Origin of the sequence: Pseudomonas sp. PSE1(2024) (genome assembly GCF_050990555.1) — a bacterium.
Classification (GTDB): Bacteria; Pseudomonadota; Gammaproteobacteria; order Pseudomonadales; family Pseudomonadaceae; genus Aquipseudomonas; species Aquipseudomonas aphyarum.
In genome coordinates this window covers 2,580,145-2,605,447 of record NZ_CP158967.1, presented here as the reverse complement: position 1 = coordinate 2,605,447, position 25,303 = coordinate 2,580,145, and the positions used below count along the sequence as shown (strand labels likewise).

The following is a 25,303-nucleotide window of genomic DNA, read 5'->3' as shown; positions in this document are numbered from 1 at the left end:
TTTTTTATTGCCCTGAACCAGCGTCAGGCAAGGCTTTTGCTAACCACCTCATACACATCACTGGACAGCTGCCCCGAAGCCAGAATCCGCTCCAACTCAGCCTTCATCAGCGCCTGACGAGCGCCGTCATACTTGCGCCAGCGGGTCAGCGGCGCCAGTTGGCGCGAAGCGATCTGCGGGTTGAAGCCGTTCAGTTCGATCACCAGATCCGCGAGGAAGCGATAACCCGAACCGTCCGCCGCATGGAAGTTGATCAGGTTCTGCCCGGCGAACGCACCGACCAGCGCGCGCACCTTGTTCGGGTTCTTGATGTTGAACGCCGGGTGCTGCATCAGCGCTTTCACGCGCTCCAGACCGCCCGGCAAGGTGCTGCCCGCCTGCACGCTGAACCACTGATCCATGACCAGCGGATTGTCCTTGAAGTGCTCGGCAAAACTGGCCAGCGCCTTGGCCTTCTCGTCGTCGAACGGCGAGTTGACCAGCACCGCGAGTGCGGTCAGGCGTTCGGTCATGTTGTCGGCGCTGTCGAATTGCTCCAGCGTCGCCGCCAACACTTCCGGTTTGCCGCTGAGCATCAGGTACGACAAGGCAATGTTCTGCAACGCGCGACGGGCGAAGTGCTCGGCCTCGGCCACGTAAGCAGTTTGCTTGGACAGGTCACGGTTGGCCTGGTAACGCAACCACAGCGCTTCGAACAAACCTTCCGAAAGTTGCTTGCGGGCGAACTCGCGGGCGTTATGGATCGCATCGACGTCAGCCGTTTCGCTGATTTCCGTCAGATAGGCTTCACCCGGAAGCGAGAGCATTTCCGCGACCATAGCCTGATCCAGCGACTCGTCCGACAGCACGGTGCGCAGCGCGGAAACCAGACGTGGGTCGAGCACCAGGCTTTCGCCCTTCTGCTGCTGGCCGATCAACTCTTGCAGCACCTGCACCGACAGTTGCTGGCCGGCATCCCACCGGTTGAAACCGTCGCTATCGTGCTGCATCAGGAACATCAACTGATCGCGGTTGTACGGGAAGCTCAGTTTCACCGGCGCCGAGAAGCCACGCAGCAAGGACGGCAGCGGTTGTTCGGCGATGTCGACGAAGGTGAACGTCTGCTCGGCCTCGGTCACCGAGATCACTCGGCTAGTGCCCTGGGCCGAGGCTTCGCCAGCCAGACGCAGGGCAATCTCGTTGCCCTGGCTGTCGAGCAGGCCCAGCTCGACCGGAATCACGAACGGCAGCTTTTCAACCTTGTCCGGGGTTTCCGGGCAGCTCTGACGGAAGCTCAGGCTGTAGGTTTTCGCAGCGGCGTCGTAAGACTCGCTCACCGCCAGACGCGGTGTGCCGGCCTGGCTGTACCAACGCTTGAACTGGCTCAGGTCGACGCCGTTGGCATCTTCCATGGCCTTGATGAAGTCATCGCAGGTCACGGCCTGGCCGTCGTGGCGTTCGAAGTACAGGTCGCTGCCCTTGCGGAAGCCTTCGGCGCCCAGCAGGGTGTGGATCATGCCGACCACTTCCGAGCCCTTTTCGTACACGGTCAGGGTGTAGAAGTTGGAAATCTCGATGAAGCTGTCCGGGCGCACGGCGTGGGCCATCGGGCCGGCATCTTCGGCGAACTGGTGGGTACGCAGGTACGCCACGTCCTGAATGCGCTTGACCGTGGCCGAGTTCATGTCGGCGGAGAAGCCAGAGTCGCGGAAAACGGTGAAGCCTTCTTTCAGCGACAGCTGGAACCAGTCGCGGCAGGTCACGCGGTTGCCCGACCAGTTGTGGAAGTATTCGTGGGCGACGATCGCTTCAACGCGCTGGTGCGCGGCGTCGGTGGCGGTTTCGGCGCGGGCCAGCACGGCGCTGGAGTTGAAGATGTTGAGGCCCTTGTTCTCCATCGCGCCCATGTTGAAGTCGTTCACGGCGACGATCATGAAGATGTCCAGATCGTACTCGCGACCGTACACCTCTTCGTCCCAACGCATCGACTTCTTCAGGCTGTTCATGGCGTGCTGGCACTTGTCGATGTTTTCCGGCTCGACATAAATGCGCAGCGCCACGTTGCGGTTGGTCATGGTGGTGAAGCTGTCTTCAACGCACCACAAGTCACCGGCCACCAGCGCGAACAGGTACGCCGGTTTCATGAACGGGTCTTCCCAGGTCGCCCAGTGCCGGCCGTCTTCGCCGGGGCCGCTGGCGATCGGGTTGCCGTTGGACAGCAGCACCGGATAGCTGTGCTGTTCGGCGACCACGGTGGTGGTGAACTTGCTCATCACGTCCGGGCGGTCGAGGTAATAGGTGATCTTGCGGAAGCCTTCGGCCTCGCACTGGGTGCAGAACATCGTGCCAGACTTGTACAGGCCTTCCAGTGCGGTGTTGGTTTCCGGGTGGATCTTGACGCTGGTGTCGACCGTGAAAGTTTCGCTGGCCGGTTGCAGGGTCAGGTGGTTCTCGGTCAGTTGATAATCGTCGGCGCTCAGTTCCTGGTCTGCCAGGGTCACCGAGAGCAGTTCCAGCTGCTGGCCATCGAGCACCAGCGGCGGCAGGCCCGGGCCACGGGCCGGGTTGCGGCGCATCACCAGTTGCGCGTGGACCAGACTGTGGTCCTCGAACAACTCGAAGGTCAGGTGTGTTTCATCGATCAGGTACTCGGGCGCCTGATAGTCCTTCAGGTAAATCATCTTCGGTTGTTCGGTGCGCATGCTGAAGTCCTTATTGATGCACGGCGAGCTGATAGGCCGTGTACTTGCGAATGTTGATCACGCCGGTGTCGAAGATCAGGTACTGGCCCTTGATCCCCAGCAGCGTGCCTTCGGCAATCGGGTTCTTGTCCAGGTTGAAGCTGACGATCTTGGCCGGGTACTGCTCGACCGGGTAACGGATTTCCAGCGGCTCGACATCGGCAATTGTCTGAATGGCCTGGAGGCCGAAACGTTCCTGCAAGCCTTGCAGGCCTTCGGCGCAGCTGTCGAACAGCTGATCACGCACCTGCGCCAGATCCACCGCCGCCGCGTCACCCTTGAGCAAGGCGCGCCAGTTGGTCTTGTCCGCCACCTGACTGCGGAACAGGTCTTCGACGAAACCCGACTGCTGCCGCGTGGAAACGCGCATGATCGGCAACGCCTGACTGGCGCCCTGATCGAGCCAGCGAGTCGGCAACTGGGTGGCGCGAGTGATGCCGACCTTGATCCCTGACGAATTGGCCAGGTAGACGACGTGGTCGGTCATGCAGAACTTCTCGCCCCACTCAGGCTCACGGCAGGTGCCGGCCTCGAAGTGGCAGCGTTCCGGGCTCATGATGCAGATGTCGCACTGAGCCAGTTTGGTCATGCACGGGTAGCAGTAACCCTGACTGAAACTGGTCTTGGTCTTGCGCCCGCAATGGGTGCAGTGGATCGCCCCCAGGTATTCCAGACGCACCGTGTTGCCGATCAACGGGTTGACCGGCACCTCGACGTCATCCAGACGAAACGCGTACTGCACGTTCGGCCCGTCCAGGCGCGCCGACATTTTGCTGATTGCACCGCGGCCGATCTCGATCAATGGAGGGCGTCCGACTTGAACAGGATGTTCGGCACTTCGATCGACTTCGACGCACATTCCTGCGGACCCATGTAACCGGTGCGCTCTTCCTCGGGCAGGTTCTGCATTTCCCAGGCGATCATCGCCTGCAACGACAGTTCACGCTGTTCGGCGGTGAGTTTGCCACCGTCCGACCATTTGCCGATCTCTACCGCCAGCTTCAGGCTCTGGTAGATATCCGGGGTGATGTTCTTGATCAAATCGTTAAAAGAGGACATCAGGGTCTCCGTGCTCTTTATTCAAAAAATTCAGGCGGCCAGTTTACGGCGGTTGTACAAACCGCCCAACAAACCGGTGAAGCATCCGATGAGTAACCCGCCGACGTGGGCGGCGTTGGCGATTTCGCCGAAACCGATCATCGAGATCAGCCCCGACATGCACACCAGCAACCACACCAGCATCATCACCAGCACGCCGCGCGGCAGGCGATAGGCCGGGTTCGGCGCCAGCAGCTGGAAGATCCAGCAGTGACCGAGCAATCCGTAAAGTACGCCAGACAGGCCGCCGAACAGGCTCGGGCCGCCCCACGCGAACTGCGCATAGTTGGAAACGAGGCCGAACAGCAGCGTCAGGCCGATCAGGTTGACGCTGCCCTGGCGCGACTCGATGCGCCGCCCCAGCTCCCAGTACCACATGCCGTTCATGGCCAGGTGCAGGATGCCGAAGTGAATCAGCATCGGCGTGAACAGGCGCCACCACTGCCCCGCCGCCAGGCTGTCGGCCAGCGGTGTGAAGTGGATGTAGTCGCCGATTACGCGAAAATCGAGGAAGGTCAGCCAGCGCATCGTCTCGAGGTTATCGCCGAGAAAGGTCAACCCGCCGACGATCAGGCTCAGCAGCAGAATGAACCCGGTGGCTTTGGCATGTTTCAGTTGCTCGGCAAAGCTCGGGCGCTTGAACGTCGGCGCCACCGGAATTTCCAGTTGCTGATCCGGGTCGCCCGCCGGGAAACGCTCGTACAGCGAACGTACGTCGTCGCTGATTTCCGAGGGCACCCACAACACCTGCTCACCCGCCTCTTCACTGACGCGATGGGGCACTTGCATGCGTTGCAGCAGTTTGACGAAACCACTCAGGTCAGCTGCCAACGGCACACGCAAGACGGCTATGGCACTCATCGCAGCACCTCCGGCCGCTCGACGTCGACCCAGACAAATTTATGCGGATCGAGGCGGGTTTCCTGATCCAGACGATAGGCCACCAGTTTGCCGTACAGCACCGCGCTGTAATCCAGACACGCGAGGTTCGGGCGGATCGGCGCCGGTTTGCCGCTTCGCCAGTAGTGGCCGACGAACAGCAATGGCTCATCGACGCCGTAGCGCAGCAGGGAATTCTTTTCGCTGGAGGTCAGTGGTTTCTGCGCCACCGGCTCCGGCAGTGCATCGGGCTGGAACACGATGTCGCCATAGGTTTGCGGGTCGTCTTCCCAGAATTTGGTGCGGAAGAACGAACGCACCAGGCCGTCGCCGCTGGTCATGGTCAGGCCATCCGGCAGACGCATGTCGGTGCCGCGCAGCAGGCGATCGAACACGGTGCAGGCAAAACTGCCCGGCACCGCCGACGCCTGGAGGAAGTGTTCATCGATGCAGCCGTCGGGGAACAGCGCGCGCAGCGGCTCGATCAGGCCGGCATCCCAGCAGGCATGCACCACGCGGAAACGTCCGGCATCGACGAACAACGGCAGTTTGTAGAACCACTGCTGGAAGTCGTGCCAGTCGCCCGGATGGTCTTCGAACTGAGTCAAGGTTTCATGCAGCAGACGGGCATGGCGCGGCGTGTGTTCACGGACGAACTGCTTGCCGCTGCCCGGAGGCGCCGGAGTGCTCCAGCCGAGCGCGTTGAATTCGTGGTTGCCCATGATGCACAACGCCTGACCGGCCTCGACCATGTCATGAACGATGTGCAGCGCCTCGCGAATCCGCGGGCCACGGTCGATGATGTCGCCGACAAACACGGCCATGCGCGATGGATGCCGCCAGACCCCGCCCTGCTTGTGGTAACCGAGTCGGTCCAGCAGGTGTTCCAGGGTCAGGGCGCATCCGTGCACGTCACCAATCAGGTCATAACTGCGCGCGGGATCGAGCATCAGTCGCCTCCACCACCCAACTTGCTGCCCCAGCCGAGCTTGGTGCGGCAGACTTCGTAGTAGTTGTGGTCGAGCGGATGGATCAGCCGTAGCTTCTGCGCTTTCTTGCTGACGGTGATGGTGTCACCCGGCGCGCAGGTGAAATGGTTCTGCCCGTCGCAGGAGACCTGCGGGTAGATCTGCATATCTTTGGACACGACGATTTTCAGCTCACTGTTGCCATCGACCACGATCGGTCTGCCCGACAAGGTATGGGGGTACATCGGCACAATCACAATAGCGTCAAGCTTGGGATGCATGATCGGGCCGCCGGCGGACAGTGCGTACGCGGTGGAACCGGTCGGGGTCGACACGATCAGGCCGTCGGCCTTCTGGCTGCAGACGAACTGGCCGTCGATGTACAGCTCGAACTCGATCATCCGCGTCGATTTGCCCGGGTGCAGCACCACGTCGTTCAGCGCATCGCCCTGGCCGATGGCCTCGGCGTGACGACGGACTTCAGCCTGCAGCAGGAAGCGGTTTTCCACCAGATAGTGGCCGTCGAGCACCTCGGCGACCTTGATTTCCAGTTCGTCGGGGCGGATGTCGGTGAGAAAACCGAGGCTGCCACGGTTGATCCCGAGCACCGGAATATTGTGTTTGGCCAGTGCCCGCGCCGCGCCGAGCAGGCTGCCGTCACCGCCGACCACGATGACCATGTCGCAGACTTCACCGAGCATCTTGCGCGACGAGGTTTGCAGGCCATGGCCCGGCAGGACTTCGGCGATGGTGTCTTCGAGAATCACATGCAGGTGACGATCGAGCAGGAAGCGTTTCAGTCGGCGGACGGTATCCAGCACCTGGGAGCTGCCCAGGCGACCGATGATGCCGATATTACGAAATTGCTCCATGGGACTCCTGCGGGGGACTGAGACGGCGAAAAGCACGATTATGGGCGAAAGCGCCGGATAGACAAAATCCTTTCAGCCCCGAGGATGCACCGGTGTTTGAGGCTATGCTCGCAAGATGATCCTATTTCCCGATTTGCTTCAGCTGCCCCACCAGTTACGCCACCCCGAGGTGCGTGATCTGGCGTGGGTTATCCTCGCCCCGCCGATGCTCGCCGCCACCCCGTGGCCGCAGCGCCATCCGCTGGCGGGCAGCGACTGGGTCACTGACCCCGAGCGCCTGGAACACTGGCTGCGCCAGCTCGACCGCGACAGTTACGGCCTGCTGCACTGGCTGTCCCAGGCCCGCACCCGGCGCCTGGGCCTGTATTACGAGCGGTTGTGGCAATTTGCGGTGGAACACGCGCCGGGCATCGAGCTGATCGCTGCCAACCTGCCGATCCGCCGCGAAGGCCACACCCTCGGCGAGCTGGACATGCTGTTGCGCGACCGCGACGGCGTGCATCACCTGGAACTGGCGATCAAGCTCTACCTCGGCCCGCAGAACGGCGACGGCCATGACCCGGCGTCGTGGCTGGGGCCGGGCTGTCATGATCGGCTGGATCGCAAACTGGCGCATTTGAGCGAGCATCAGCTGCCAATCTCCGCGCGCCCGGAAAGCCGCGAAGTGCTGGCGGCGCTGGATGTCGGGTCGTTCAGTGCGCAATTGTGGCTTGGCGGGTATCTGTTGTATCCGTGGCCCGGCCAGTCCGTGCCGCCCAGCGGCGCCCACCCGCAGCATCTGCGTGGCAGCTGGCTGCATCAGAAAGACTGGTCGGCATTTGTCGCCCAGCGCCCGGACGGACGCTGGCAGCCCCTGCCCCGCCACGCCTGGCTGGCGCCGGCGCACTACCCGGCGGACCAGACCTGGAGCAACGGACACTTGCAGGCCTGGCTCGATGAACTCGAACCGCTGGCCCCGGCGCAACTGATGGTGCGCCTGACCGAAAATGCCCGGGGCGAATGGGAAGAAGCCGAGCGGCTGTTTCTGGTGTCGGATCTGTGGCCGAACGTGCCTGGCCAGTCCTGATTTCTGTGCCGACTGGTCTGGCCCCTTCGCGAGCAAGCCCGCTCCCACAGATTCGGTGTTCACCGCATAACCTGTGGGAGCTAGCTTGCTAGCGATTGAAGCCAACTGGTTCTAAAGGGATAACCGCACGGCGAGTGCCGCCAAGGTGACCAACAGCACCGGCACGGTCAGCACGATCCCGACCTTGAAGTAATACCCCCAGCCGATCCGGATATTCTTGCGCTCCAGCACATGCAGCCAGAGCAAGGTCGCGAGACTGCCGATCGGGGTGATTTTTGGCCCCAGGTCACTGCCGATCACGTTGGCGTAGATCATCGCTTCCTTCACCACACCCGTGGCCTGGCTAGCATCGATCGACAGCAGGCCGACCAGCACCGTCGGCAGGTTGTTCATGATCGACGACAACAAGGCCGTCAGCACCCCGGTGCCCATCGCCGCGCCCCACACACCGTACCCGGCGAACACATCCAGCCACCCGGCCAGATAATCGGTGAGTCCGGCGTTGCGCAGTCCGTAGACCACCAAGTACATGCCCAGCGAGAAGATCACGATCTGCCACGGCGCCTCTTTCATCACCTTGCGCGTGGAGATCTTGTGTCCGCGCGCGGCAATCGCCAGCAACAGCGCCGCGCACACCGCCGAAATCGCACTGATCGGAATCCCCAGCGGTTCCAGCGCGAAACAGCCGATCAACAGAATCAGCAACACCGCCCAACCGGCGTAGAACGTGGCCTTGTCGTGGATGGCGGTTTCCGGATGTTCAAGCTGTTCAGGGTCGTAGCTCTTGGGAATGTCACGGCGGAAGAACCACAGCAGCATGCCCAGCGTGGCCGCGACGCTGACGAAGTTGACCGGCACCATCACCGCCGCATAGCGGTTGAAACCGATGTGGAAAAAGTCGGCCGAGACGATGTTCACCAGGTTCGACACCACCAGCGGCAGGCTCGCGGTGTCGGCAATGAACCCCGCGCCCATGACGAACGCCAAAGTCGCCGCCGGGGAAAAGCGCAAGGCCAGCAGCATGGAAATCACGATCGGCGTGAGGATCAGCGCCGCGCCGTCATTGGCGAACAGCGCCGACACCAACGCGCCGAGCAGCACCATGAAAGCAAACAGCTTGCGCCCGCTGCCCCGCCCCCATCGCGCTACGTGCAACGCGGCCCAGGCGAAGAATCCCGCTTCATCGAGCAGCAGACTGATGATGATCAGCGCCACGAACGTGCCGGTGGCGTTCCATATGATTTGCCACACCAGCGGGATATCGCTCAGGTGCACTACGCCGAAAATCAGCGCGATGATGGCGCCGAATGTTGCACTCCAGCCGACCCCGAGGCCTTTGGGTTGCCAGATCACCAGGGTAATGGTCAGCAGGAAAATCAGTGACGCAGCGAGCATTCGCGACAGCCTTCAGTCAGGTTAAGAAAACAAGCCACAACAAAAACCTGTGGGAGCGAGCTTGCTCGCGATGGCGGCGTGTCATTCAACTGAAGTGTCAGCTGATACACCGATATCGCGAGCAAGCTCGCTCCCACAGGGTCGATATCTTGTCAGAAAACTCAGTGGTTCACTTCTTGTGCTGCGCCACCCACTCACCAAAAGCATTGATGAAACTTTGCAGGAACGGCTTCACCGACTCGTTCAGCTTGCCCGCCTCGTCGAACGCCGTGCCCGCGCCGCCCAGATAGGCTTCCGGCTGCTGCATGCACGGCACGTTGAGGAAAACAAAGGACTGACGCAGATGCTGGTTGGCGCCGAAACCGCCGATGGCACCCGGCGAAACGCTGATCACCGCCCCCGGTTTGCCGCTCCAGACACTCTTGCCGTAAGGTCGTGAACCGACGTCGATCGCGTTCTTCAAAGGCGCCGGCACCGAGCGGTTGTACTCCGGGGTGACAAACAGCAGAGCGTCGGATGAACCCACTTTTTGCCGGAAAGTGCTGTAGGCTGCCGGCGGTGAATCGCCGTCGATGTCTTCGTTGTAGAGTGGCAGATCGCCAATTTCGACAATGTTCAGCTTGAGATTGGCCGGCGCCAGTTCCGCCAGCGCCAGGGCGACCTTGCGGTTGATGGACGCCTTGCGCAGGCTGCCGACCACTACTGCGACGTTATAGACATTGCTCATTGGAAGACTCTCGACTGTCCGTGGGAGGAGCCAGTAGTTATAGATGATCCGACTACGATTCCACCAGACGCCGAAGGTTATTTCCCGCGTCTGGAATATTTTTTTCCTGTAGGAAAACTTACCAAGCTCGATGACGGTCTACCAAGCCGCAAATCAAGCGTTTTATCTCCAGAGGTTCTAAGCAGATGGCAGCAGTACTCGTCGGTCAGTTCCATGCAAGAGATGCGGAAGGCCGCGTTTATTCCGTGCATGAGTTCCAGGAATCCAACCCGTCGGCAGACGGTTTCACCGGCACGGAGCCCGTTACCACCTACAAGCTGGCGATTGGCGACCGCGTCAACAAGATCGACGACAACGAGTTTTTGCTGGTTCAGTCGGGCATCACCCTGATCCGCGAACCCGAGCCATCGGTCGCTTCATAACCGATCGTTATGAGCAGAAGTCATCCGCGCCGAGTTGGGGTAGGATTCAGCCACTGACCCCAACGGCCGGACATGGACTTCACGCATGCGTTTACGTCATATCGAAGTGATTCAGGCGCTTTTGCAGACCGGTCACGTGGGCACCGCCGCCGAATGGCTGCAACTAGCGGCGCCCGAGGTCGAGGAGCGTTTGCGCGAAGCCGAGAGTCAGCTCGGGTTCATGCTGTTCGCCAGCGTACGCGGACGACTTCAGCCAACCCCGGAGGCCCGGGCGCTGCAAATCGAGATCGGCCACATCTATGAAGCGCTGGAGCCGGTGCAACGGCTGGCCAGCAGCCTCAAGCAATACCTCGCCCCGCCCCTGCGGATCATCGGCACCCCGCCGCTGGCCCAGCAGCTGCTGCCGCAAAGTCTCGCCGCCCTGCGCCGTCGCTTGCCAGACGTGCCCTGCACCCTGCTCAGCGAACCGACCCGCGACATCGTCCGCCACCTGCTGCTGCGCGACAGCGATCTGGGCCTGAGCCTGCACGACCCACAACACCCCGACATTGATTGCCAGCCACTGGCCCAGGGCAAATTGCAATTGCTCGCGCCCCACGGCTGGCTGCAGCCGAAGCAGAAGTACATTTCCCTGCAGGATCTGGCCGGCCAGGCGATGGTCGGCCTCGAAGGCCAGGACCCGCTGAGTCCGGCCCTGGAAAACAAGCTCCAGGCCCTGCGCCCGGCGCCGACCATCCAGACCCGGGTGCAGACCCACCAGATGATGCGCAACATGGTCGAGGCCGGCGAAGGGCTGGCGATCGTCGACCCGTTCACCGCCCTTGGCGCACGGGCGGGCGGTCTCGACGTCTGCCCGCTGTCGCCGGCGGTGCCGATCAGCCTCTATGCCCTGACCTTCAAACACGCCACGCCGTCAGCGGCGATTCAGACGCTGCTCGGGATCGTCACGGAACAAGCCGAGGCGATGCTGGCGAACTGATCGGATTTTCCAGCGGGTTATCGAACAATCGATACCAGAACAGCGCCACTTCGGCGGTGTTTGGATCGATGCCGCGATAACGCAGGTGGTCGATGCCGCCGATTACATACCCGCAACGCTCATACAGGCGACAGGCGCCGAGGTTGTTGTTCTGGGTTTCCAGCATGATCCCCGGCAGCTTTTTCTTGCGGCTCCAGAACTGCGCCACATCCAGCAAGGCCTTGGCCACACCATGGCGCCGCGCCGGGGCATGCACCGCCAGTTCATCGATATGGGCGAAGCCGTTCCAGTTGGTACTGATCACCAGATGACCAACCGGCTCGTCCTCCAGATACGCCATGAAAATCGCACTGTCGGCGGCGTCGCGAAAACTGCTGAACTCCTCCGGATCGATGCCGTAGCACTTGCGATACGGCACGATGGGCGTCACGGCCCATTGCGCCACGGGCTTGCCGATTTCAGCCGCGCCGTAGGCGGCCACCTCGAAACTGAAATCGCTGCCCCAGATATATTCGGCAAAACCCTCGTCGGCGACCCGCACCGACAGCCCCGGGTATTTCGGATTCATGACCGGTTGCATACTCGGAAAAGCCCTCATTCCTTGACGCAATCGACGGTGTATTGCCGCCCATTGCCCTCATCTTCGTGTTGCAGCCCGTGCACATCGACCACGAACCCCGGAAACGTTGCGTCGAACGTGCGGGCAAACCTGAGGTATTCGATGATCGAGCGCGTGGATTCGGTAAAACGTTCGCCGGGCATGATCAGCGGAATGCCCGGCGGGTACGGCACCAGCATCACCGCCGCCACCCGGCCTTCCAGCTCGTCGATCGGCACCGCCTCGACTTCGCCGCGCACCAGTTGATCGTAAGCATGGGCCGGTTTCATGGCGATTTCCGGCAGCACGGTGTACATGCGCTTGAGATGTTTGGCGGTGGCGTTGCTGCGATAGCAGGCGTGGAGTTGATCACACAGATCGCGCAGGCCCATGCCGCGATAGCGCACAGGATCTTCCTGGGCGACACATTTAAGACAGGTATCGAGGCTGACGTTGGCGTCGTAGCTGCGCTTGAACTCCAGCAGCTCGGTCAGCAGCGTGCTCCATTTGCCCTTGGTGATGCCCATGGAGAACAGCACCAGAAATGAATACAGGCCGGTTTTCTCCACCACCAATCCGCGCTCCCACAGGAAACGGCTAACGACTGCCGCCGGAATACCCTTGTCGCTCAAAGCGCCGCCGGCGGTCAGGCCCGGCATGACCAGGGTGACTTTGATCGGGTCGAGCAGTACGTAGTCGTCGCTGACCTCGCCGAAACCGTGCCAGTCCGCGTCTGGCTGCAGCAGCCAGTCCTCGGTCTGCACCCGGTCGATGCCCTCGACACCCGGCGGCTGCCAGATCGAGAACCACCAGTCGTCGGCGGCAATGTGCTGGCGAAGATTGGCCAGCGCCCGGCGAAAGCTCAGGGCTTCATCGAAGGTTTCCTGTAGCAGCGAACGTCCGGCCGGGCCTTCCATCATCGCCGACGCCACGTCCAGCGAGGCGATGATGCTGTACTGCGGCGACGTCGAGATGTGCATCATGAACGCTTCGTTGAACCGGTCGCGATCCAGCTGCCGCGCGCCGCCGTCCTGCACATGGATCATCGAAGCCTGACTGAACGCCGCCAGCAGTTTGTGGGTGGAATGGGTGGTGAACACCAGCGGACTGTCCTCGCTGCGCGAGGTGGCCATGCCGTAACGGCCGGCAAAGAATTCGTGAAACGCCGCGTAGGCATACCAGGCTTCGTCGAAATGCAGGACTTCGACGCTGTTGCCCAGGCTCTGTTTGATCAGTTCGGCGTTGTAGCAGAGACCGTCGTAGGTGGAGTTGGTGATCACCGCCAGTTTGACTTTCGGCTCGCGACCCTTGGTCAGCGGGCTGGTATCGATCTTGGCCTGAATCGATTCGCGGCTGAATTCACTCAACGGAATCGGGCCGATAATGCCCAACTCATTGCGTTCCGGACACAGGTACAGCGGAATCGCGCCGGTCATGATGATCGCGTGCAGCACCGACTTGTGGCAGTTGCGATCCACGAGCACCAGATCATCGCGCCCGACCATCGAGTGCCAGACGATTTTGTTGGCGGTCGAGGTGCCATTGATCACAAAAAAGGTGTGATCGGCGCCGAAATTGCGCGCGGCTCGCGCTTCCGCCTCGGCGAGTGGCCCGGTGTGGTCGAGCAAGGAACCCAGCTCCGGCACCGACACCGATAAATCGGAGCGCAGGGTGTTTTCCCCAAAGAACTGGTGAAACGCCTGCCCCACCGGACTCTTGTGATACGCCACCCCGCCGCCATGACCGGGGGTGTGCCAGGAATAGTTGGAATCGGCCGTATGCTGCACCAGCGCCTTGAAGAATGGCGGCAACAGGCCGTCCAGGTATTTGCGCGCCGCCCGCGCCACTTGCCGGGCGAGAAACGGCACCGTGTCTTCGAACAGGTAGAGAATGCCGCGCAACTGGTTGAGCTCGGCCATGGCATCGGCCGGGGCATTTTCCAGGGTGACTTGCTCGCCAAGGGCAAAGATCGGCAGATCCGGCGCCCGCACCCGGGCCAGACCGATCAGTTCGGCCATGTTCTGCAACAGATGGGAGTTGGTGCTGGCGTCTTCGGCGGCGATCAGCATGCACGCCAGACCATGATGGGTCGACGCCACCAGCCGGCCTTCGGTGTAGTCGGTGGCCGAAACGATACTGAAACCTTCCAGCTCCAGCTCTCGGGCGATTCCGCGAATGCGGTCACCGGCAACCGTATCGGCCTTGATGTCGCGGTGGACGATCAGCACCGGGAACTTCAAATCTTTGTACATGGGGCTCAGTGTCCTGAGGCGGCGGAGAGTGATCTGCCAATGTCCTCAGGGTAGAGGGTCGGAGCGGATGTGGCGAGGGTGGCCAGTTGTCAGTACTGCCAAAAACAAAGGATCGCCCGCACATGGCTTGGTGTTCGGACGATCCTTTAGTGCCTTACGCTTGAGCTTCAGCTTCCAGCAGCTGAGTCCACAGCGCCGGGGCGCCGGCCGACTTGGCGATGATTTCCAGACGCACCTGATGTTCGGCCAGCTCGGCTTCGGTGGCGCGAATGACTCGCCCCGGCTGACGATCTGCCGGCAGACGACGGATTTCGGTGGCGGAGTTGTCCGCGCCATTGCCCGTGCCATTGCCGTCGGAGGCGTTGCCGGCCAGCGACAGGCTGGTCTGGCCGCCGGTCATGGTCAGGTAGACGTCGGCGAGAATCTCCGAGTCGAGCAATGCGCCGTGCAGCTCACGGCCGGAGTTGTCGACGCCGTAGCGTTTGCACAAGGCATCGAGGCTGTTGCGCTGACCCGGGTGACGCTCCCGGGCCATCATCAGGGTGTCGAGGATCGTGCAGTGCTGCGTGATGTCCGCGCGATCCTGCTGGCCCATCAGGGCGAATTCGTTGTTGATGAAGCCAACGTCGAACGCCGCGTTATGGATGATCAACTGCGCGCCGTTGATGAACTCGAAGAACTCGTCGGCCACTTCGGCGAAACGCGGCTTGCCGACCAGGAATTCGTTGGTGATGCCGTGAACGCCGATCGCGCCCTCGTCACTCTCGCGATCCGGTTGCAGATAAACGTGAAAGTGCCGGCCCGTCAGGCGTCGACCGATCAGCTCGACACAACCGATTTCGATAATCCGGTGGCCGTCGGTCACCGGCATGCCGGTGGTTTCGGTATCGAGTACAACGGATCTGGTGGCCATCAGTGTTCAGCTCTCAACGGGGGTCAATCGTGCAAAAGCGGCGATGTTAACACGCTCGCCGGAAGGGTTTCAGTGGTAAGGACTCAGCTCTGCTTGTAACCGCGAACCTCATCCACTCCACGGTTGGCCAACTGGTCGGCGCGTTCGTTGCCGTGGTGGCCGATGTGGCCACGGACCCATTTCCAGGTGACCTTGTGGCGGTTGACCTGTTCGTCGAGCTCTTTCCACAGGTCGGCGTTTTTGACTGGCTCCTTGGCGGCGGTTTTCCAGCCGCGCTTTTTCCAGTTGGCCATCCACTCGTTGATGCCCTTCATCACGTATTGCGAGTCGGTCACCAGCAGCACTTCGCACGGACGCTTGAGGGCTTCCAGGCCGCGAATCGCACCGAGCAGCTCCATGCGGTTGTTGGTGGTGTTGGCTTCGCCGCCCCACAGTTCCTTTTCGACGCCCTTGCACACCAGCAAGGCGCCCCAGCCGCCCGGACCGGGGTTGCCCTTGCAGGCGCCGTCAGTGAACAGTTCTACGCTATCGACGCTTTCGCTCATGCCAGTCTATCCAGAAAAATGCGTGGCCTCGCCGATCACGGATCGACAATGGCCGAGGCCGGGAATTAACCCGGCCATCAATAAAAGAAGGTTTACGGTTCGATGCGCCGGCGGTTGACCTTGGCCATCGGCAGCGGAATCAGCTTGCCCATCGGCTCGCGGCGTTCCTGACGCACCGGACGCAGGCCGACCACGATCTTGCGCGCGACCAGCAGATAGAAGCCGCCGCCCGACAGTTGCCAGTCGCCGGCCTTGCGTTCCCAGCCGGCCAGACGGGCCTGCCACTTGGGTGACGCGAGCGGCGGACGATAGCACCCGAAGCGGCGTTTCTCCAGCGCGAAGCCCAGCAGGTTGAGCCAGTCGGCCACCCGTGACGGCGAGATGCAGCGCGCCTGACGCAACGCATCATGGGCGAACACATGGCGCAGCCCCCAGGTACTCCAGGGGTTGATGCCGACGATCAGCAGATGCCCGCCGGGGCGCACGCTGCTGGCCGCTTCGCGCAAAAGGCCATGGGGCGACAGGCAGAAATCCAGGCCGTGCTGCAACACCACCACGTCGGCGGCGTGCTCGCTCAACGGCCAGGCCTGTTCTTCGCAGACGATCTCCACGCCCGGCAACGGTGCGCCCAGCCGCACATTGCGCTGCACCTGCGGCGCCGACGGCGGTGTTTCGGCGGACGGGCCGTAATGCACCAGATAGCCGCCGAAGAATCGGCCCAGCTCGTCTTCGAGCATGCGCCGTTCTTCGTCCAGCAAAAATTGCCCGAGGGGGCCGGACAGCCATTCACGGGCTGCACCGATCAGCGCGAGCCAGTCTGGATCGGCCTGAGCGAACGCTTTATCGATCATTGCATTCTCCAACACGCCAGGAACCTCTAAGATGCGCCAATGTTACCCGCTTGGCGAATTCGACGATGATACAGATCAGTGCCCTGCCCGCCTTCACCGACAACTACATCTGGTTGTTACAGGATCATGCCACCCAGCGTTGCGCAGTGGTCGATCCGGGGGATGCCGCCCCCGTGCAGGCGTGGCTCGACGCGCATCCGGGCTGGGTGCTCGGCGACATTCTTATCACTCACCATCACCACGACCATGTCGGCGGCGTCGAAACGCTGAAGAAGGCAAGCGGCGCCACGGTCTACGGACCGGCCAGCGAAAGCATCCCGGGGCGCGACGTGGCCCTCAAGGACAACGACACGGTGCGCGTGCTCGGCTGGGACTTCGACGTCTATGCCGTGCCCGGCCACACCCTGGGACACATCGCCTACTACCATCACGGCCTGCTGTTCTGTGGCGACACCCTGTTTGCCGCCGGCTGCGGCCGCCTGTTCGAAGGCACGCCGCAACAGATGCACCATTCGTTGAGCCGTCTTGCGGCGCTGCCGGAAGACACGCTGGTCTACTGCACCCACGAATACACCCTGAGCAACCTGAAATTTGCCGCTGCCGTGGAGCCGGGCAACCGGGACATCGCCGCCCGTCTGGAAAAAGTCAGCCAGCAACGTGCCAGCGGCGTCATGACCCTGCCCTCGACCCTCGCACTGGAAAAGCTCACAAACCCGTTTTTGCGCACCAGTGAAATATTAGTTACACAAAAAGTGGACGAACGGAACGGCCCCCAAAACCGGGCGCCGAGTGAGGTTTTTGCGGCTCTGCGGGCATGGAAAGATACGTTCTAAGTGGCTCACCGCTTGGTACAAAAATTCTGAATGGTTGACCGCAGGGGGTGCGCTTTCTAGAATCGCCCGACATTTTTGCCCGGAACTTACTTCCAGCCAATGTCGTCATCCATACGTAAGTCCGTCAATTCAGATGCTTTGACCCGCCTGGCGCAAGCCATCGCGGTGGCTGTGTCCGCCACACTGGCGGGCTGTTCCAGCCATGCTCCGCAGACTGAAGCGACACATACGCCGAACATTGCTGCGCGAGCCAAGCAGAAGCCTATCTGGTTGTCGGAAAAGCCCAGCCCGCAGGTGCCTCAGGACATCTGGGAACGTATGCGCGGCGGTTTTCAGCTACAGGATGGTCTGGGTGTAAACCCGCGCATCGAGCAACAGCGCCTGTGGTTCGCCAGTAACCCTTCCTTCCTCGAGAACGCCGGCGAACGCGGCAGCCTCTACATTCATTACATCGTCGAGCGCCTCGAAGAACGCAACATGCCGCTGGAACTGGCGCTGCTGCCGGTCATCGAAAGCGCCTACAACCCGATGGCCTATTCCCGGGCCGACGCGGTGGGCCTCTGGCAGTTCATTCCTTCCACCGGGCGTTACTTCAACCTGCGTCAGACCCGTTTCTACGATGGCCGTCGCGACATCACCGCGTCGACCACGGCAGCGATGGACTACCTGACCCGCCTGCACGACATGTTCAACGGTGACTGGCTGCTGGCACTGGCTGCTTACAACGCCGGCGAAGGCACGGTCAGCCGCGCCATCGAGCGCAACGAAAAGCTCGGTCTGCCGACCGACTACTGGAACCTTCCGCTGCCGGCCGAAACCCAGGCTTACGTGCCGAAACTGCTGGCGCTCTCGCAAGTGGTCCTGACGCCTGAAGCCTATGGCGTGAACCTCAACCCGATCGCCAACGAACCGTATTTCCAGGTCGTCGAAATCAACCAGCGCATGGACCTGTCCAAGGTCGCGGCGGTGGCCAACATCGACGAAGACGAGCTGTTCCAGCTCAACCCGGCCTTCAAGCAGCGCACCACCATCGACGGCCCGCAGCACCTGCTGGTGCCGACCTCGAAGGCGCAACTGCTGACCGCCAGCCTGCAGACCATGCGTCCTGAAGAGCTGATCAGCCCGCGTTCGCTGAAACCGGTGTTCGAAGGCGCCGACCCGAGCGAGATCGCTCAGGCCAAGCGCGCCTATCGGGTCAAGCGCGGCGACAACCTCGGCTCCATCGCCAAGGCCAACAAGGTCGAGGTCAAGGACCTGCAACGCTGGAACAAGCTGACCGGCAAGAACCTCAAGGTCGGCCAGACTCTGGTCATGCGCGACACCACCCAGCGCACGCCTACCCGCAAGAGTGGCGGACGCATCAATACGGTCGTCGCTGCCAACAGCAAAACCAGCAGCAAGGTCAAAGACAAGGACGACAGCAAGCAGCAGACCCAGTACAAGGTCAAACGTGGCGACACGTTGTACGTGGTCGCCAAGCGCTTCAACGTCGAGATGCAACATCTCAAGCGCTGGAACCCGGGCGCCGGCAAGGCACTCAAGCCCGGGCAGATGCTCACGGTCTACCAGCCGCACTGACAAAGAGCCCCTGAATTTCAGGGGCTTTTTTTGGTTCGATGTCTCGTCCTGAATAAGGTTTACACCTTCTGGCTTCTTATCAGGAGGGTGCAATGGATTCGGGCGCAAAACGCAGTCAACGCGATTACACGCTGACTTTTAAATTGTCGGTTGTCGACCAAGTCGAAAAAGGCGAGTTGAGTTATAAAGAGGCTCAACGGCGCTACGGAATTCAGGGTCGGTCGACGGTGTTGGTTTGGTTACGCAAGCATGGTCGGCAAGACTGGAGCCAAGGCGCCTCCATTCGTTCCCAAAGGAACCGACCAGTGGACGAGCCCACTTTGCCCTTAACTCCCGAGCAGAGAATCAAAGAGCTTGAGGAGCAGTTGGCGCTGGCGAATCAGAAAGCCAAGTTTTTTGAAGACGTGGTGGATGTGCTGAAGAACGACTACGGCGTCTCTGTCGTAAAAAAGCGGCCCGGCAAGTCGTTGCGCAGACCCAAACCCTGAGTGTCAGCAGGGCTTGCCATTTTATGGGGATCAGTCGCCAAGCCTTTTACAAACGTAATCGCGTCTATCGGGCTCGCATCGAGCAAGATCAGAAACTCATCCAGTTTGTGCAGACAATCCGAGTACGCCAACCCTGCATTGGCGCCCGCAAATTGCACTCGTTGATGCACGCGGAGCGTGAGAAACAGGAGCTGCATGTCGGCCGCGATCGGTTATTGGCTGTCTTGCGTGATCACCGCCAACTGGTCCGCAGGAAGCGGGCTTATCACAAAACGACCGACAGTCATCATCACTTCCGCTGCCATCCCAATCTGCTCAAACCAGGCCCATCGCAAGTTGTCGCTACCGGTCCGGAACAGGTTTGGGTAGCCGATATCACTTATCTGTCCACCAAGCGTGACGATCCGGTCTATTTGAGTCTGGTGACGGATGCCTTCTCGAGAAAAATAGTCGGCTATCACGTGCATGGCAGCTTACATGCCGACTCGGTGGCTCAAGCCTTGCGCATGGCTTTGAAGACGCGTCGAACACGCCAGAAACTGGTTCATCACTCGGATCGAGGTGTGCAGTACTGCTCGGCGCTTTATCAAAAGCTCCATGCCAAGCATGGCATTACGTGCTCAATGACTGATGGCTACGACTGCTACCAAAACGCCTTGGCAGAGCGGGTCAATGGCATCTTGAAGACAGAGCTTTTGCTCCATCGGCCAACAGACCTGGCGCAAGCGGAGCAAATGGTGCGGGAGGCGATCTTGATCTACAACCAGGAGCGCCCGCACCTGTCCTTAAAATACAAAACGCCCGATGCGGTGCATCGGGCGTTAGGGTGAAACAGGTGTAAACCTATTTCAGGACTAGACACGAATTTTGCGGTGCCATTAAGATCCACCCCTCACCCCAGCCCTCTCCCCAAGGGGGCGAGGGGGAAAGGGAGCCGATTGGGGGCTTTTCCAATCCTGAGCTCGGCTCGATATTTCAGGTCGGCGTACATCTCATAAACACCTCGGTCAGTCCCCTCTCCCTCCGGGAGAGGGCTAGGGTGGGTAAAGACCGGGTACATCCTTTACGTTTGAGACCGGGGACATGGTTTACAGGTATCAATCATGGTCAGGAGGTGCTGACCATGCCCTGGAATCAAGAGTCCCCGATGGATCAACGAGTGAAATTAGTCAGTGACTGGCTCAGTGGCAGCTACACCAAGAGCCAATTGAGCCGGCGTTATGGGGTCAGCCGGCCAACCGTCGATAAATGGCTGGATCGGTATGCAGCGCTCGGCGTGGATGGCTTGAAAGAGCAATCCCGCAAGCCTTTGAACTGCCCTCATCAAACCCCGGATGAAATCATTACCACATTGCTGGCAAAGAAAAACGAGCATCCTGATCGAGGCCCCAAACAGATCATTGATCGCCTGCGAAAGTCCGATCCACAGATCCCATGGCCGGCCGCGAGCACTGCTGGGGAGTGGTTGAAGAAGGCTGGCTTGGTCATTGCGCGGCGCCCCTATCCTTTGCGCCCGCGTGCTCCGACGCATTTACGCCCGGCCGATGAACCCAACCAGACCTGGTGTGCCGACTTCAAAGGGCAGTTCAGGATGCAGGATGGTAATTGGTGCTATCCGTTGACCATTACCGATCAGATGAGCCGCTATCTGCTGCTCTGCCGGGCGCTGCCCGGCACGCACAGTGAGCCGACGCGACAGGGGTTCGAATGGGCTTTTCGGGAGTTTGGATTGCCGGACGTAATCCGCACGGATAACGGGGCGCCTTTCGCATCGACCGGTTTGGCACGGCTGTCGAAGTTGTCTGTCTGGTTCATCAGGCATGGCATCCACATCGAGACAATCACGCCTGGGCGTCCTGACCAGAACGGTCGACACGAACGGATGCACCGCACTCTCAAAGCAGCGGTACTGCGGACACCTGCGGAAAATCTCGTGCGCCAGCAGTTGGCCTTTGAGGAGTTCGTCCGGGACTTCAATCATGATCGACCACACACCGCACTGGGCATGAAGCCGCCGGCTTCCGTCTACAGACCTTCGTTGCGCCCGTATCCGGGCTACTTGCCTGCAGTCGAATACGGCCCTGATGTTGAGGTACGCAAGGTTCGCTCGAACGGCGAGTTCAAGTGGAAGGGGCAACGAATGTTTTTGGGCGAGGCGCTGATCGGCGAGGACATCGCGCTGAAGGAAGTGGCTGATGACGTGTGGGAGTTGTACCTTTGCACCTTCTGTTTAGGCAGGCTTGAACGCGGAGCCAACCGCGTATCAAGCCTGTAAAAGGTGTAAACGATGTCCCCGGTCTAATGTGTAAAGGATGTACCGGTCTCTACAGTGAGGGGCTCTTGGCCTTGTCGATTAACCCCACATTAACCTCTGTCTTTTTCCTGTCCATACAAGCTGTTACTGTACGGCCCACAAAGCCCAAGCCGCCTGGATCGGATCTGACTTGAAGCGTCCCCTCCTCCTGCTCCTGATCAGCCTGGCCTTGAGCTCCCCCGTCAGCGCGACGATCACCGAAAGCCACGGTTATGCGCAGTTCGGCACGCTCAAGTACCCGGCCAGATTTACCCACTTCGACTGGGTCAACCCGCAAGCGCCCAAGGGCGGCACCTTGCGGGTGATGGCGTTTGGCACCTTCGATACGCTCAACCCCTACACCTTCAAGGGCACCAGCCCGGTCACCACGGCGAATTTCCTGCAATACGGCATCAATGAGCTGAACGAGCCATTGATGGTCGGCACCGGGCAATACGCACCGTCCGGGGACGAGCCGGCCTCCAGTTACGGCCTGATCGCCCAATCGGTGGAGTACAGCGAAGATCGCAGTTGGGTGGTGTTCAATCTGCGCCCGCAAGCGCGCTTCCACGATGGCACGCCGATCACCGCGTACGACGTGGCGTTCTCCTACCGTTTGCTGCTAAAGGAAGGTCATCCGCTGTATCGCACCGCCCTTCAGGAAGTGCTCCGCGTCGATATCCTCAACCCGCAGCGCATCCGCTTTGTGCTCAAGCGCAGCGGCAATCCGTTGCTGATCCTGCGCCTCGGCGAATTGCCGGTACTGCCCCAGCATTACTGGAAGGGTCGCGACTTCAAGGCCACTACCTTCGAGCCGCCGCTGGGCAGCGGGCCGTACCGCATCACCTCGGTCACGCCGGGGCGGCAGTTGATTTTCGAGCGGGTCAAGGATTACTGGGGCAAGGACCTGCCGGTCAATCGCGGCAAGTACAACGTCGACCGCATGGAAGTCGAGTTCTACCGCGACAGCGATGTGGCCTTCGAAGCATTCAAGGCCGGCGAGTTCGACATCTATATCGAGCATCAGGCCAAGAACTGGGCCAACGGCTACAACTTCCCGGCGATCCGTCGCGGCGACGTGATCAAGGCGCAGATCCCCCACCAGATCCCGACCCAGAGTCAGGGTCTGTTCATGAACACCCGGCGCCCGGCCTTTGCCGATATCAAGGTGCGCGAAGCCCTGGGCCTGATGTTCGACTTCGAATGGACCAATCGCGCGCTGTTCAGCGACGCCTACAAACGCACCACCAGCTACTACCCCAACAGCGAATTCAGCGCCGTCGGCCTGCCGGTCGGCCATGAATGGCTGATGCTCAAGCCGTACAAGGATCAACTGCCGGCGCGCCTCTTCACCGAGCCGTTCACGCTGCCGCAGACCGACGGGCGCGGCATTCCCCGGGAAACCATGCGCAAGGCCCTGGCGCTACTGGCCGAGGCTGGCTGGAAGCTCAACGGCCAGCGTCTGCAGAACACCGCCGGCCAGCCGCTGCGTTTCGAGTTGCTGCTGGTCAATCCGAATCTTGAGCGGATCCTCCAGCCGTACATCGAGAACCTCAACAGCATCGGCATCGACGCGCGCCTGCGCACGGTGGATCGCGCCCAGTACAAACAGCGTCTGGATCAGTTCGATTTCGACATGATCCTGATGACCCTCAACCAGACTCTCAGTCCGGGGCTGGAACAGTGGCAGTACTTCCACTCCAGCCAGGTCGGGGTCAAGGGCAGCAAGAATTACGCGGGCATCGCCAACCCGGTGGTCGATCATCTGCTCGAGCAACTGCTCGCCGCCCGCACCCGCGATGAACAGGTCGCCGCCGGCAAGGCACTGGACCGCGTGCTGCTCTGGCAGCACTACAGCATTCCCAACTGGTACCTCAATTATCACCGTCTGGCGTACCGCAACCGGTTCGCCTTCGTCACTACGCCGCCCTACACCCTGGGCCTGAGCGCGTGGTGGCTGAAATCTTCGGAGAAAGATCGATGAAACCTATCCGCGCCCTGCTCGTGCAGGCCAGCGGTCTGCTGTTCGCCGGGCTGGCCTTTGCCGCTCCGCAACACGCCGTGACCCTGTACAACGAGCCGCCGAAATACCCCGCCGACTTCAAGCACTTCGATTACGTGAACCCCGACGCGCCCAAGGGCGGGATCTTCCGCCAGGCCGGCTTCGGCGGTTTCGACAGCCTCAACCCGTTCATCAGCAAAGGCGTGCCGGCGGACGATATCGGCCTGATCTACGACACCCTGGCCAAACAGGGTCTGGACGAGCCATTCACCGAATACGGCCTGATCGCCAGCAAGATCGAAAAAGCCCCGGACAATAGCTGGGTACGCTTTTACCTGCGTCCCGAAGCGAAGTTTCACGACGGCCATCCGATCCGCGCCGAAGACGTAGTGTTCAGCTTCCAGACGCTGACCAAGGAAGGTGCACCGATGTATCGCGGCTACTACGCCGACGTCGAGGAAGTGATCGCCGAAGACCCGCTCAAGGTGCTGTTCAAGTTCAAGCACACCAACAACCGCGAACTGCCGCTGATCCTCGGTCAATTGCCGGTGCTGCCGAAGCACTGGTGGGCCGAACGTGATTTCAACAAGGGCAACCTGGAAATCCCGCTGGGCAGCGGCCCCTACAAAGTCACCCAAGTGAAGGCCGGGCGTTCGGTGCGTTACGAGCGGGTCAAGGATTACTGGGGCAAGGATTTGCCGGTGAATCGCGGCTTCTACAACTTCGACGTGATGACCACCGACTATTACCGCGACAACACCGTCGCACTGGAAGCCTTGAAAGCCGGGCAGTTCGATTACTGGCTGGAAATGGCCGCGAAAAACTGGGCCAACGCCTACAACGTGCCGGCAGTGACCGAGGGGCGGCTGATCAAGGAACAGATTGCCAACAGCAACCCGACCGGCATGCAGGGCTTCGTCTTCAATCTGCGCCGCCCGGTGTTTCAGGACGTGCGGGTACGCCAGGCCCTCGGCCTGCTGTTCGACTTCGAATGGACCAACAAGCAATTGTTCAACGGCGCTTATGCGCGCACCCGCAGTTACTTCGAAAACTCGGAAATGGCTGCCACCGGCCTGCCTGATGCAGAGCAGGTGGCGATCCTCGATCCGTTCCGCAGCAAGCTGCCGGCGCAGGTGTTCAGCGAAGCCTTCGAGAATCCGAAAACCGACGCCAGCGGCATGATCCGCACGCAGCAGCGCGAGGCGTATCAGTTGCTGCAAGAGGCTGGCTGGAAAATCGTCGACGACAAAATGGTCGACGCCACCGGCAAACCGGTGGTCATCGAATTCCTCCTGGCCCAGACCGAATTCGAACGCGTGTTGTTGCCGTTCAAGCGCAACCTCAGCGACCTCGGCATCGATCTGGTGATTCGCCGTGTCGACGTGTCGCAATACGTCAATCGCGTGCGCTCGCGAGACTTCGACATGATGGTCGGCAGCTTCCCGCAGTCCAATTCGCCGGGCAACGAGCAGCGCGAGTTCTGGATGAGCGCTGCGGCCGACAAGGCCAGCAGCCGCAACTCGATGGGCCTCAAGGACCCGGTAGTCGATCATCTGGTGGAGAACCTGATCAACGCCGATTCGCGCAAAAGCCTGGTGGCCCACGCCCGGGCGCTGGACCGTGTGCTGCAATGGGGTTACTACGTGATCCCGAACTGGCACATCAAAACCTGGCGCGTGGCGTACTGGAACCACATCGGCCACCCGAAAGTCTCCCCCAAGTACGACATCGGCATTAACACCTGGTGGGTCAAACCCGATGCGAAACCGGCGGTAGAAGTCGAAACCCAACTGCAAGCCGACCCTGTGGGCACGGAGTAATCAG

Annotated in this window: 21 protein-coding genes and 1 pseudogene; 9 read left to right on the top strand and 13 right to left on the bottom strand. The window is 60.9% G+C overall.

The features are described 5' to 3' along the window. Window positions 1–23 precede the first annotated feature (23 nt). From pepN to ABTV87_RS11865, 6 genes are read right to left on the bottom strand one after another with little or no spacing between them, the layout of a single operon-like run. On the bottom strand, window positions 24–2,681 hold the full coding sequence (pepN, locus tag ABTV87_RS11890; protein WP_433899572.1) for an aminopeptidase N: 2,658 nt from the start codon (window positions 2,679–2,681) through the stop codon (window positions 24–26). A 10-nt stretch (window positions 2,682–2,691) separates the two neighbouring features. Then, a complete protein-coding gene (locus ABTV87_RS11885; protein ID WP_433899571.1) occupies window positions 2,692–3,522 on the bottom strand; it encodes a DUF2797 domain-containing protein in 831 nt (276 codons plus the stop codon). Further along, window positions 3,519–3,779, bottom strand: a complete 261-nt coding sequence (locus ABTV87_RS11880) for a YeaC family protein (RefSeq protein ID WP_011333626.1) — start codon at window positions 3,777–3,779, stop codon at window positions 3,519–3,521. The genes ABTV87_RS11885 and ABTV87_RS11880 overlap by 4 nt, the downstream gene beginning before the upstream one ends. 30 nt (window positions 3,780–3,809) lie before the next feature. Further along, window positions 3,810–4,679, bottom strand: coding sequence for a rhomboid family intramembrane serine protease (locus ABTV87_RS11875; RefSeq protein WP_258713296.1), 870 nt, complete (start codon window positions 4,677–4,679; stop codon window positions 3,810–3,812). After that, window positions 4,676–5,650, bottom strand: coding sequence for a metallophosphoesterase (locus ABTV87_RS11870; RefSeq protein ID WP_371855265.1), 975 nt, complete (start codon window positions 5,648–5,650; stop codon window positions 4,676–4,678). Before ABTV87_RS11870 ends, ABTV87_RS11875 begins: the two co-directional genes overlap by 4 nt. Further along, window positions 5,647–6,537, bottom strand: coding sequence for an NAD(+) kinase (locus ABTV87_RS11865; protein WP_007956919.1), 891 nt, complete (start codon window positions 6,535–6,537; stop codon window positions 5,647–5,649). The genes ABTV87_RS11870 and ABTV87_RS11865 overlap by 4 nt, the downstream gene beginning before the upstream one ends. Window positions 6,538–6,652: 115 nt before the next feature. Between ABTV87_RS11865 and ABTV87_RS11860 the strand changes: the two genes are divergently transcribed. Continuing rightward, a complete protein-coding gene (locus ABTV87_RS11860; protein WP_433899570.1) occupies window positions 6,653–7,603 on the top strand; it encodes a DUF1853 family protein in 951 nt (316 codons plus the stop codon). A 111-nt stretch (window positions 7,604–7,714) separates the two neighbouring features. On the opposite strand, the gene ABTV87_RS11855 is transcribed toward ABTV87_RS11860, so the two are convergent. Then, window positions 7,715–8,998 (bottom strand): arsenic transporter, encoded by a 1,284-nt coding sequence (locus ABTV87_RS11855; RefSeq protein WP_433899569.1) that lies wholly within the window; start codon window positions 8,996–8,998, stop codon window positions 7,715–7,717. 169 nt (window positions 8,999–9,167) lie between these two features. Further along, the gene (locus ABTV87_RS11850; protein WP_007956924.1) at window positions 9,168–9,725 is read right to left on the bottom strand and encodes an NADPH-dependent FMN reductase; all 558 of its coding nucleotides are present in this window, start codon (window positions 9,723–9,725) and stop codon (window positions 9,168–9,170) included. A 185-nt stretch (window positions 9,726–9,910) separates the two neighbouring features. Here ABTV87_RS11850 and ABTV87_RS11845 point away from each other — a divergent pair, with 185 nt between their 5' ends. Together ABTV87_RS11845 and ABTV87_RS11840 are read left to right on the top strand one after the other, a co-directional pair. Then, the gene (locus tag ABTV87_RS11845) at window positions 9,911–10,147 is read left to right on the top strand and encodes a hypothetical protein (RefSeq protein WP_007956926.1); all 237 of its coding nucleotides are present in this window, start codon (window positions 9,911–9,913) and stop codon (window positions 10,145–10,147) included. A gap of 85 nt (window positions 10,148–10,232) precedes the next feature. Next, on the top strand, window positions 10,233–11,126 hold the full coding sequence (locus tag ABTV87_RS11840) for a LysR family transcriptional regulator (RefSeq protein WP_433899568.1): 894 nt from the start codon (window positions 10,233–10,235) through the stop codon (window positions 11,124–11,126). On the opposite strand, the gene ABTV87_RS11835 is transcribed toward ABTV87_RS11840, so the two are convergent. The 5 genes from ABTV87_RS11835 to ABTV87_RS11815 form a co-directional block, all read right to left on the bottom strand. After that, a complete protein-coding gene (locus ABTV87_RS11835) occupies window positions 11,092–11,706 on the bottom strand; it encodes a GNAT family N-acetyltransferase (RefSeq protein ID WP_273897228.1) in 615 nt (204 codons plus the stop codon). The two genes, ABTV87_RS11840 and ABTV87_RS11835, sit on opposite strands and share 35 nt — an antisense overlap. Before the next feature lie 14 nt (window positions 11,707–11,720). Further along, entirely contained in the window at window positions 11,721–13,976 is a 2,256-nt protein-coding gene (locus ABTV87_RS11830) for an Orn/Lys/Arg decarboxylase N-terminal domain-containing protein (RefSeq protein WP_433899567.1), read from the bottom strand. Between the two features lie 154 nt (window positions 13,977–14,130). Beyond that, on the bottom strand, window positions 14,131–14,889 hold the full coding sequence (gene dnaQ / locus ABTV87_RS11825) for a DNA polymerase III subunit epsilon (RefSeq protein ID WP_085608959.1): 759 nt from the start codon (window positions 14,887–14,889) through the stop codon (window positions 14,131–14,133). Window positions 14,890–14,972: 83 nt separating this feature from the next. Then, window positions 14,973–15,434, bottom strand: a complete 462-nt coding sequence (gene rnhA, locus ABTV87_RS11820) for a ribonuclease HI (protein WP_003224162.1) — start codon at window positions 15,432–15,434, stop codon at window positions 14,973–14,975. A 92-nt stretch (window positions 15,435–15,526) separates the two neighbouring features. After that, entirely contained in the window at window positions 15,527–16,285 is a 759-nt protein-coding gene (locus ABTV87_RS11815; RefSeq protein WP_007956935.1) for a methyltransferase domain-containing protein, read from the bottom strand. 65 nt (window positions 16,286–16,350) lie between these two features. On the opposite strand from ABTV87_RS11815, the gene gloB reads away from it, so the two are divergent. From gloB to ABTV87_RS11785, 6 genes and pseudogenes are all read left to right on the top strand, one after another. Beyond that, a complete protein-coding gene (gene gloB / locus ABTV87_RS11810; protein WP_433899565.1) occupies window positions 16,351–17,118 on the top strand; it encodes a hydroxyacylglutathione hydrolase in 768 nt (255 codons plus the stop codon). A gap of 99 nt (window positions 17,119–17,217) precedes the next feature. Then, window positions 17,218–18,696: a transglycosylase SLT domain-containing protein gene (locus tag ABTV87_RS11805; protein ID WP_433899564.1), complete on the top strand. Its 1,479-nt coding sequence runs from the start codon at window positions 17,218–17,220 to the stop codon at window positions 18,694–18,696. Between the two features lie 92 nt (window positions 18,697–18,788). Continuing rightward, window positions 18,789–20,042 (top strand): annotated as a pseudogene (locus ABTV87_RS11800) (IS3 family transposase). 265 nt (window positions 20,043–20,307) lie between these two features. Further along, window positions 20,308–21,459: an integrase core domain-containing protein gene (locus tag ABTV87_RS11795; protein ID WP_433898162.1), complete on the top strand. Its 1,152-nt coding sequence runs from the start codon at window positions 20,308–20,310 to the stop codon at window positions 21,457–21,459. Between the two features lie 169 nt (window positions 21,460–21,628). After that, window positions 21,629–23,461, top strand: a complete 1,833-nt coding sequence (locus ABTV87_RS11790; protein ID WP_085608962.1) for an extracellular solute-binding protein — start codon at window positions 21,629–21,631, stop codon at window positions 23,459–23,461. Then, window positions 23,458–25,299: an extracellular solute-binding protein gene (locus tag ABTV87_RS11785; protein ID WP_433899563.1), complete on the top strand. Its 1,842-nt coding sequence runs from the start codon at window positions 23,458–23,460 to the stop codon at window positions 25,297–25,299. The genes ABTV87_RS11790 and ABTV87_RS11785 overlap by 4 nt, the downstream gene beginning before the upstream one ends. The last annotated feature ends 4 nt before the right edge of the window (window positions 25,300–25,303 follow it).

Excerpts from the sequence above, each read along its gene's own strand:
- pepN (WP_433899572.1), bottom strand. The coding sequence starts at position 2,681 with ATGCGCACCGAACAACCGAAGATGATTTACCTGAAGGACTATCAGGCG.
- ABTV87_RS11880 (WP_011333626.1), bottom strand. The coding sequence starts at position 3,779 with ATGTCCTCTTTTAACGATTTGATCAAGAACATCACCCCGGATATCTAC.
- ABTV87_RS11875 (WP_258713296.1), bottom strand. The coding sequence starts at position 4,679 with ATGAGTGCCATAGCCGTCTTGCGTGTGCCGTTGGCAGCTGACCTGAGT.
- ABTV87_RS11865 (WP_007956919.1), bottom strand. The coding sequence starts at position 6,537 with ATGGAGCAATTTCGTAATATCGGCATCATCGGTCGCCTGGGCAGCTCC.
- ABTV87_RS11860 (WP_433899570.1), top strand. The coding sequence starts at position 6,653 with ATGATCCTATTTCCCGATTTGCTTCAGCTGCCCCACCAGTTACGCCAC.
- ABTV87_RS11855 (WP_433899569.1), bottom strand. The coding sequence starts at position 8,998 with ATGCTCGCTGCGTCACTGATTTTCCTGCTGACCATTACCCTGGTGATC.
- ABTV87_RS11850 (WP_007956924.1), bottom strand. The coding sequence starts at position 9,725 with ATGAGCAATGTCTATAACGTCGCAGTAGTGGTCGGCAGCCTGCGCAAG.
- ABTV87_RS11845 (WP_007956926.1), top strand. The coding sequence starts at position 9,911 with ATGGCAGCAGTACTCGTCGGTCAGTTCCATGCAAGAGATGCGGAAGGC.
- ABTV87_RS11840 (WP_433899568.1), top strand. The coding sequence starts at position 10,233 with ATGCGTTTACGTCATATCGAAGTGATTCAGGCGCTTTTGCAGACCGGT.
- ABTV87_RS11835 (WP_273897228.1), bottom strand. The coding sequence starts at position 11,706 with ATGCAACCGGTCATGAATCCGAAATACCCGGGGCTGTCGGTGCGGGTC.
- ABTV87_RS11830 (WP_433899567.1), bottom strand. The coding sequence starts at position 13,976 with ATGTACAAAGATTTGAAGTTCCCGGTGCTGATCGTCCACCGCGACATC.
- dnaQ (WP_085608959.1), bottom strand. The coding sequence starts at position 14,889 with ATGGCCACCAGATCCGTTGTACTCGATACCGAAACCACCGGCATGCCG.
- rnhA (WP_003224162.1), bottom strand. The coding sequence starts at position 15,434 with ATGAGCGAAAGCGTCGATAGCGTAGAACTGTTCACTGACGGCGCCTGC.
- ABTV87_RS11815 (WP_007956935.1), bottom strand. The coding sequence starts at position 16,285 with ATGATCGATAAAGCGTTCGCTCAGGCCGATCCAGACTGGCTCGCGCTG.
- gloB (WP_433899565.1), top strand. The coding sequence starts at position 16,351 with ATGATACAGATCAGTGCCCTGCCCGCCTTCACCGACAACTACATCTGG.
- ABTV87_RS11805 (WP_433899564.1), top strand. The coding sequence starts at position 17,218 with ATGTCGTCATCCATACGTAAGTCCGTCAATTCAGATGCTTTGACCCGC.
- ABTV87_RS11795 (WP_433898162.1), top strand. The coding sequence starts at position 20,308 with ATGCCCTGGAATCAAGAGTCCCCGATGGATCAACGAGTGAAATTAGTC.
- ABTV87_RS11785 (WP_433899563.1), top strand. The coding sequence starts at position 23,458 with ATGAAACCTATCCGCGCCCTGCTCGTGCAGGCCAGCGGTCTGCTGTTC.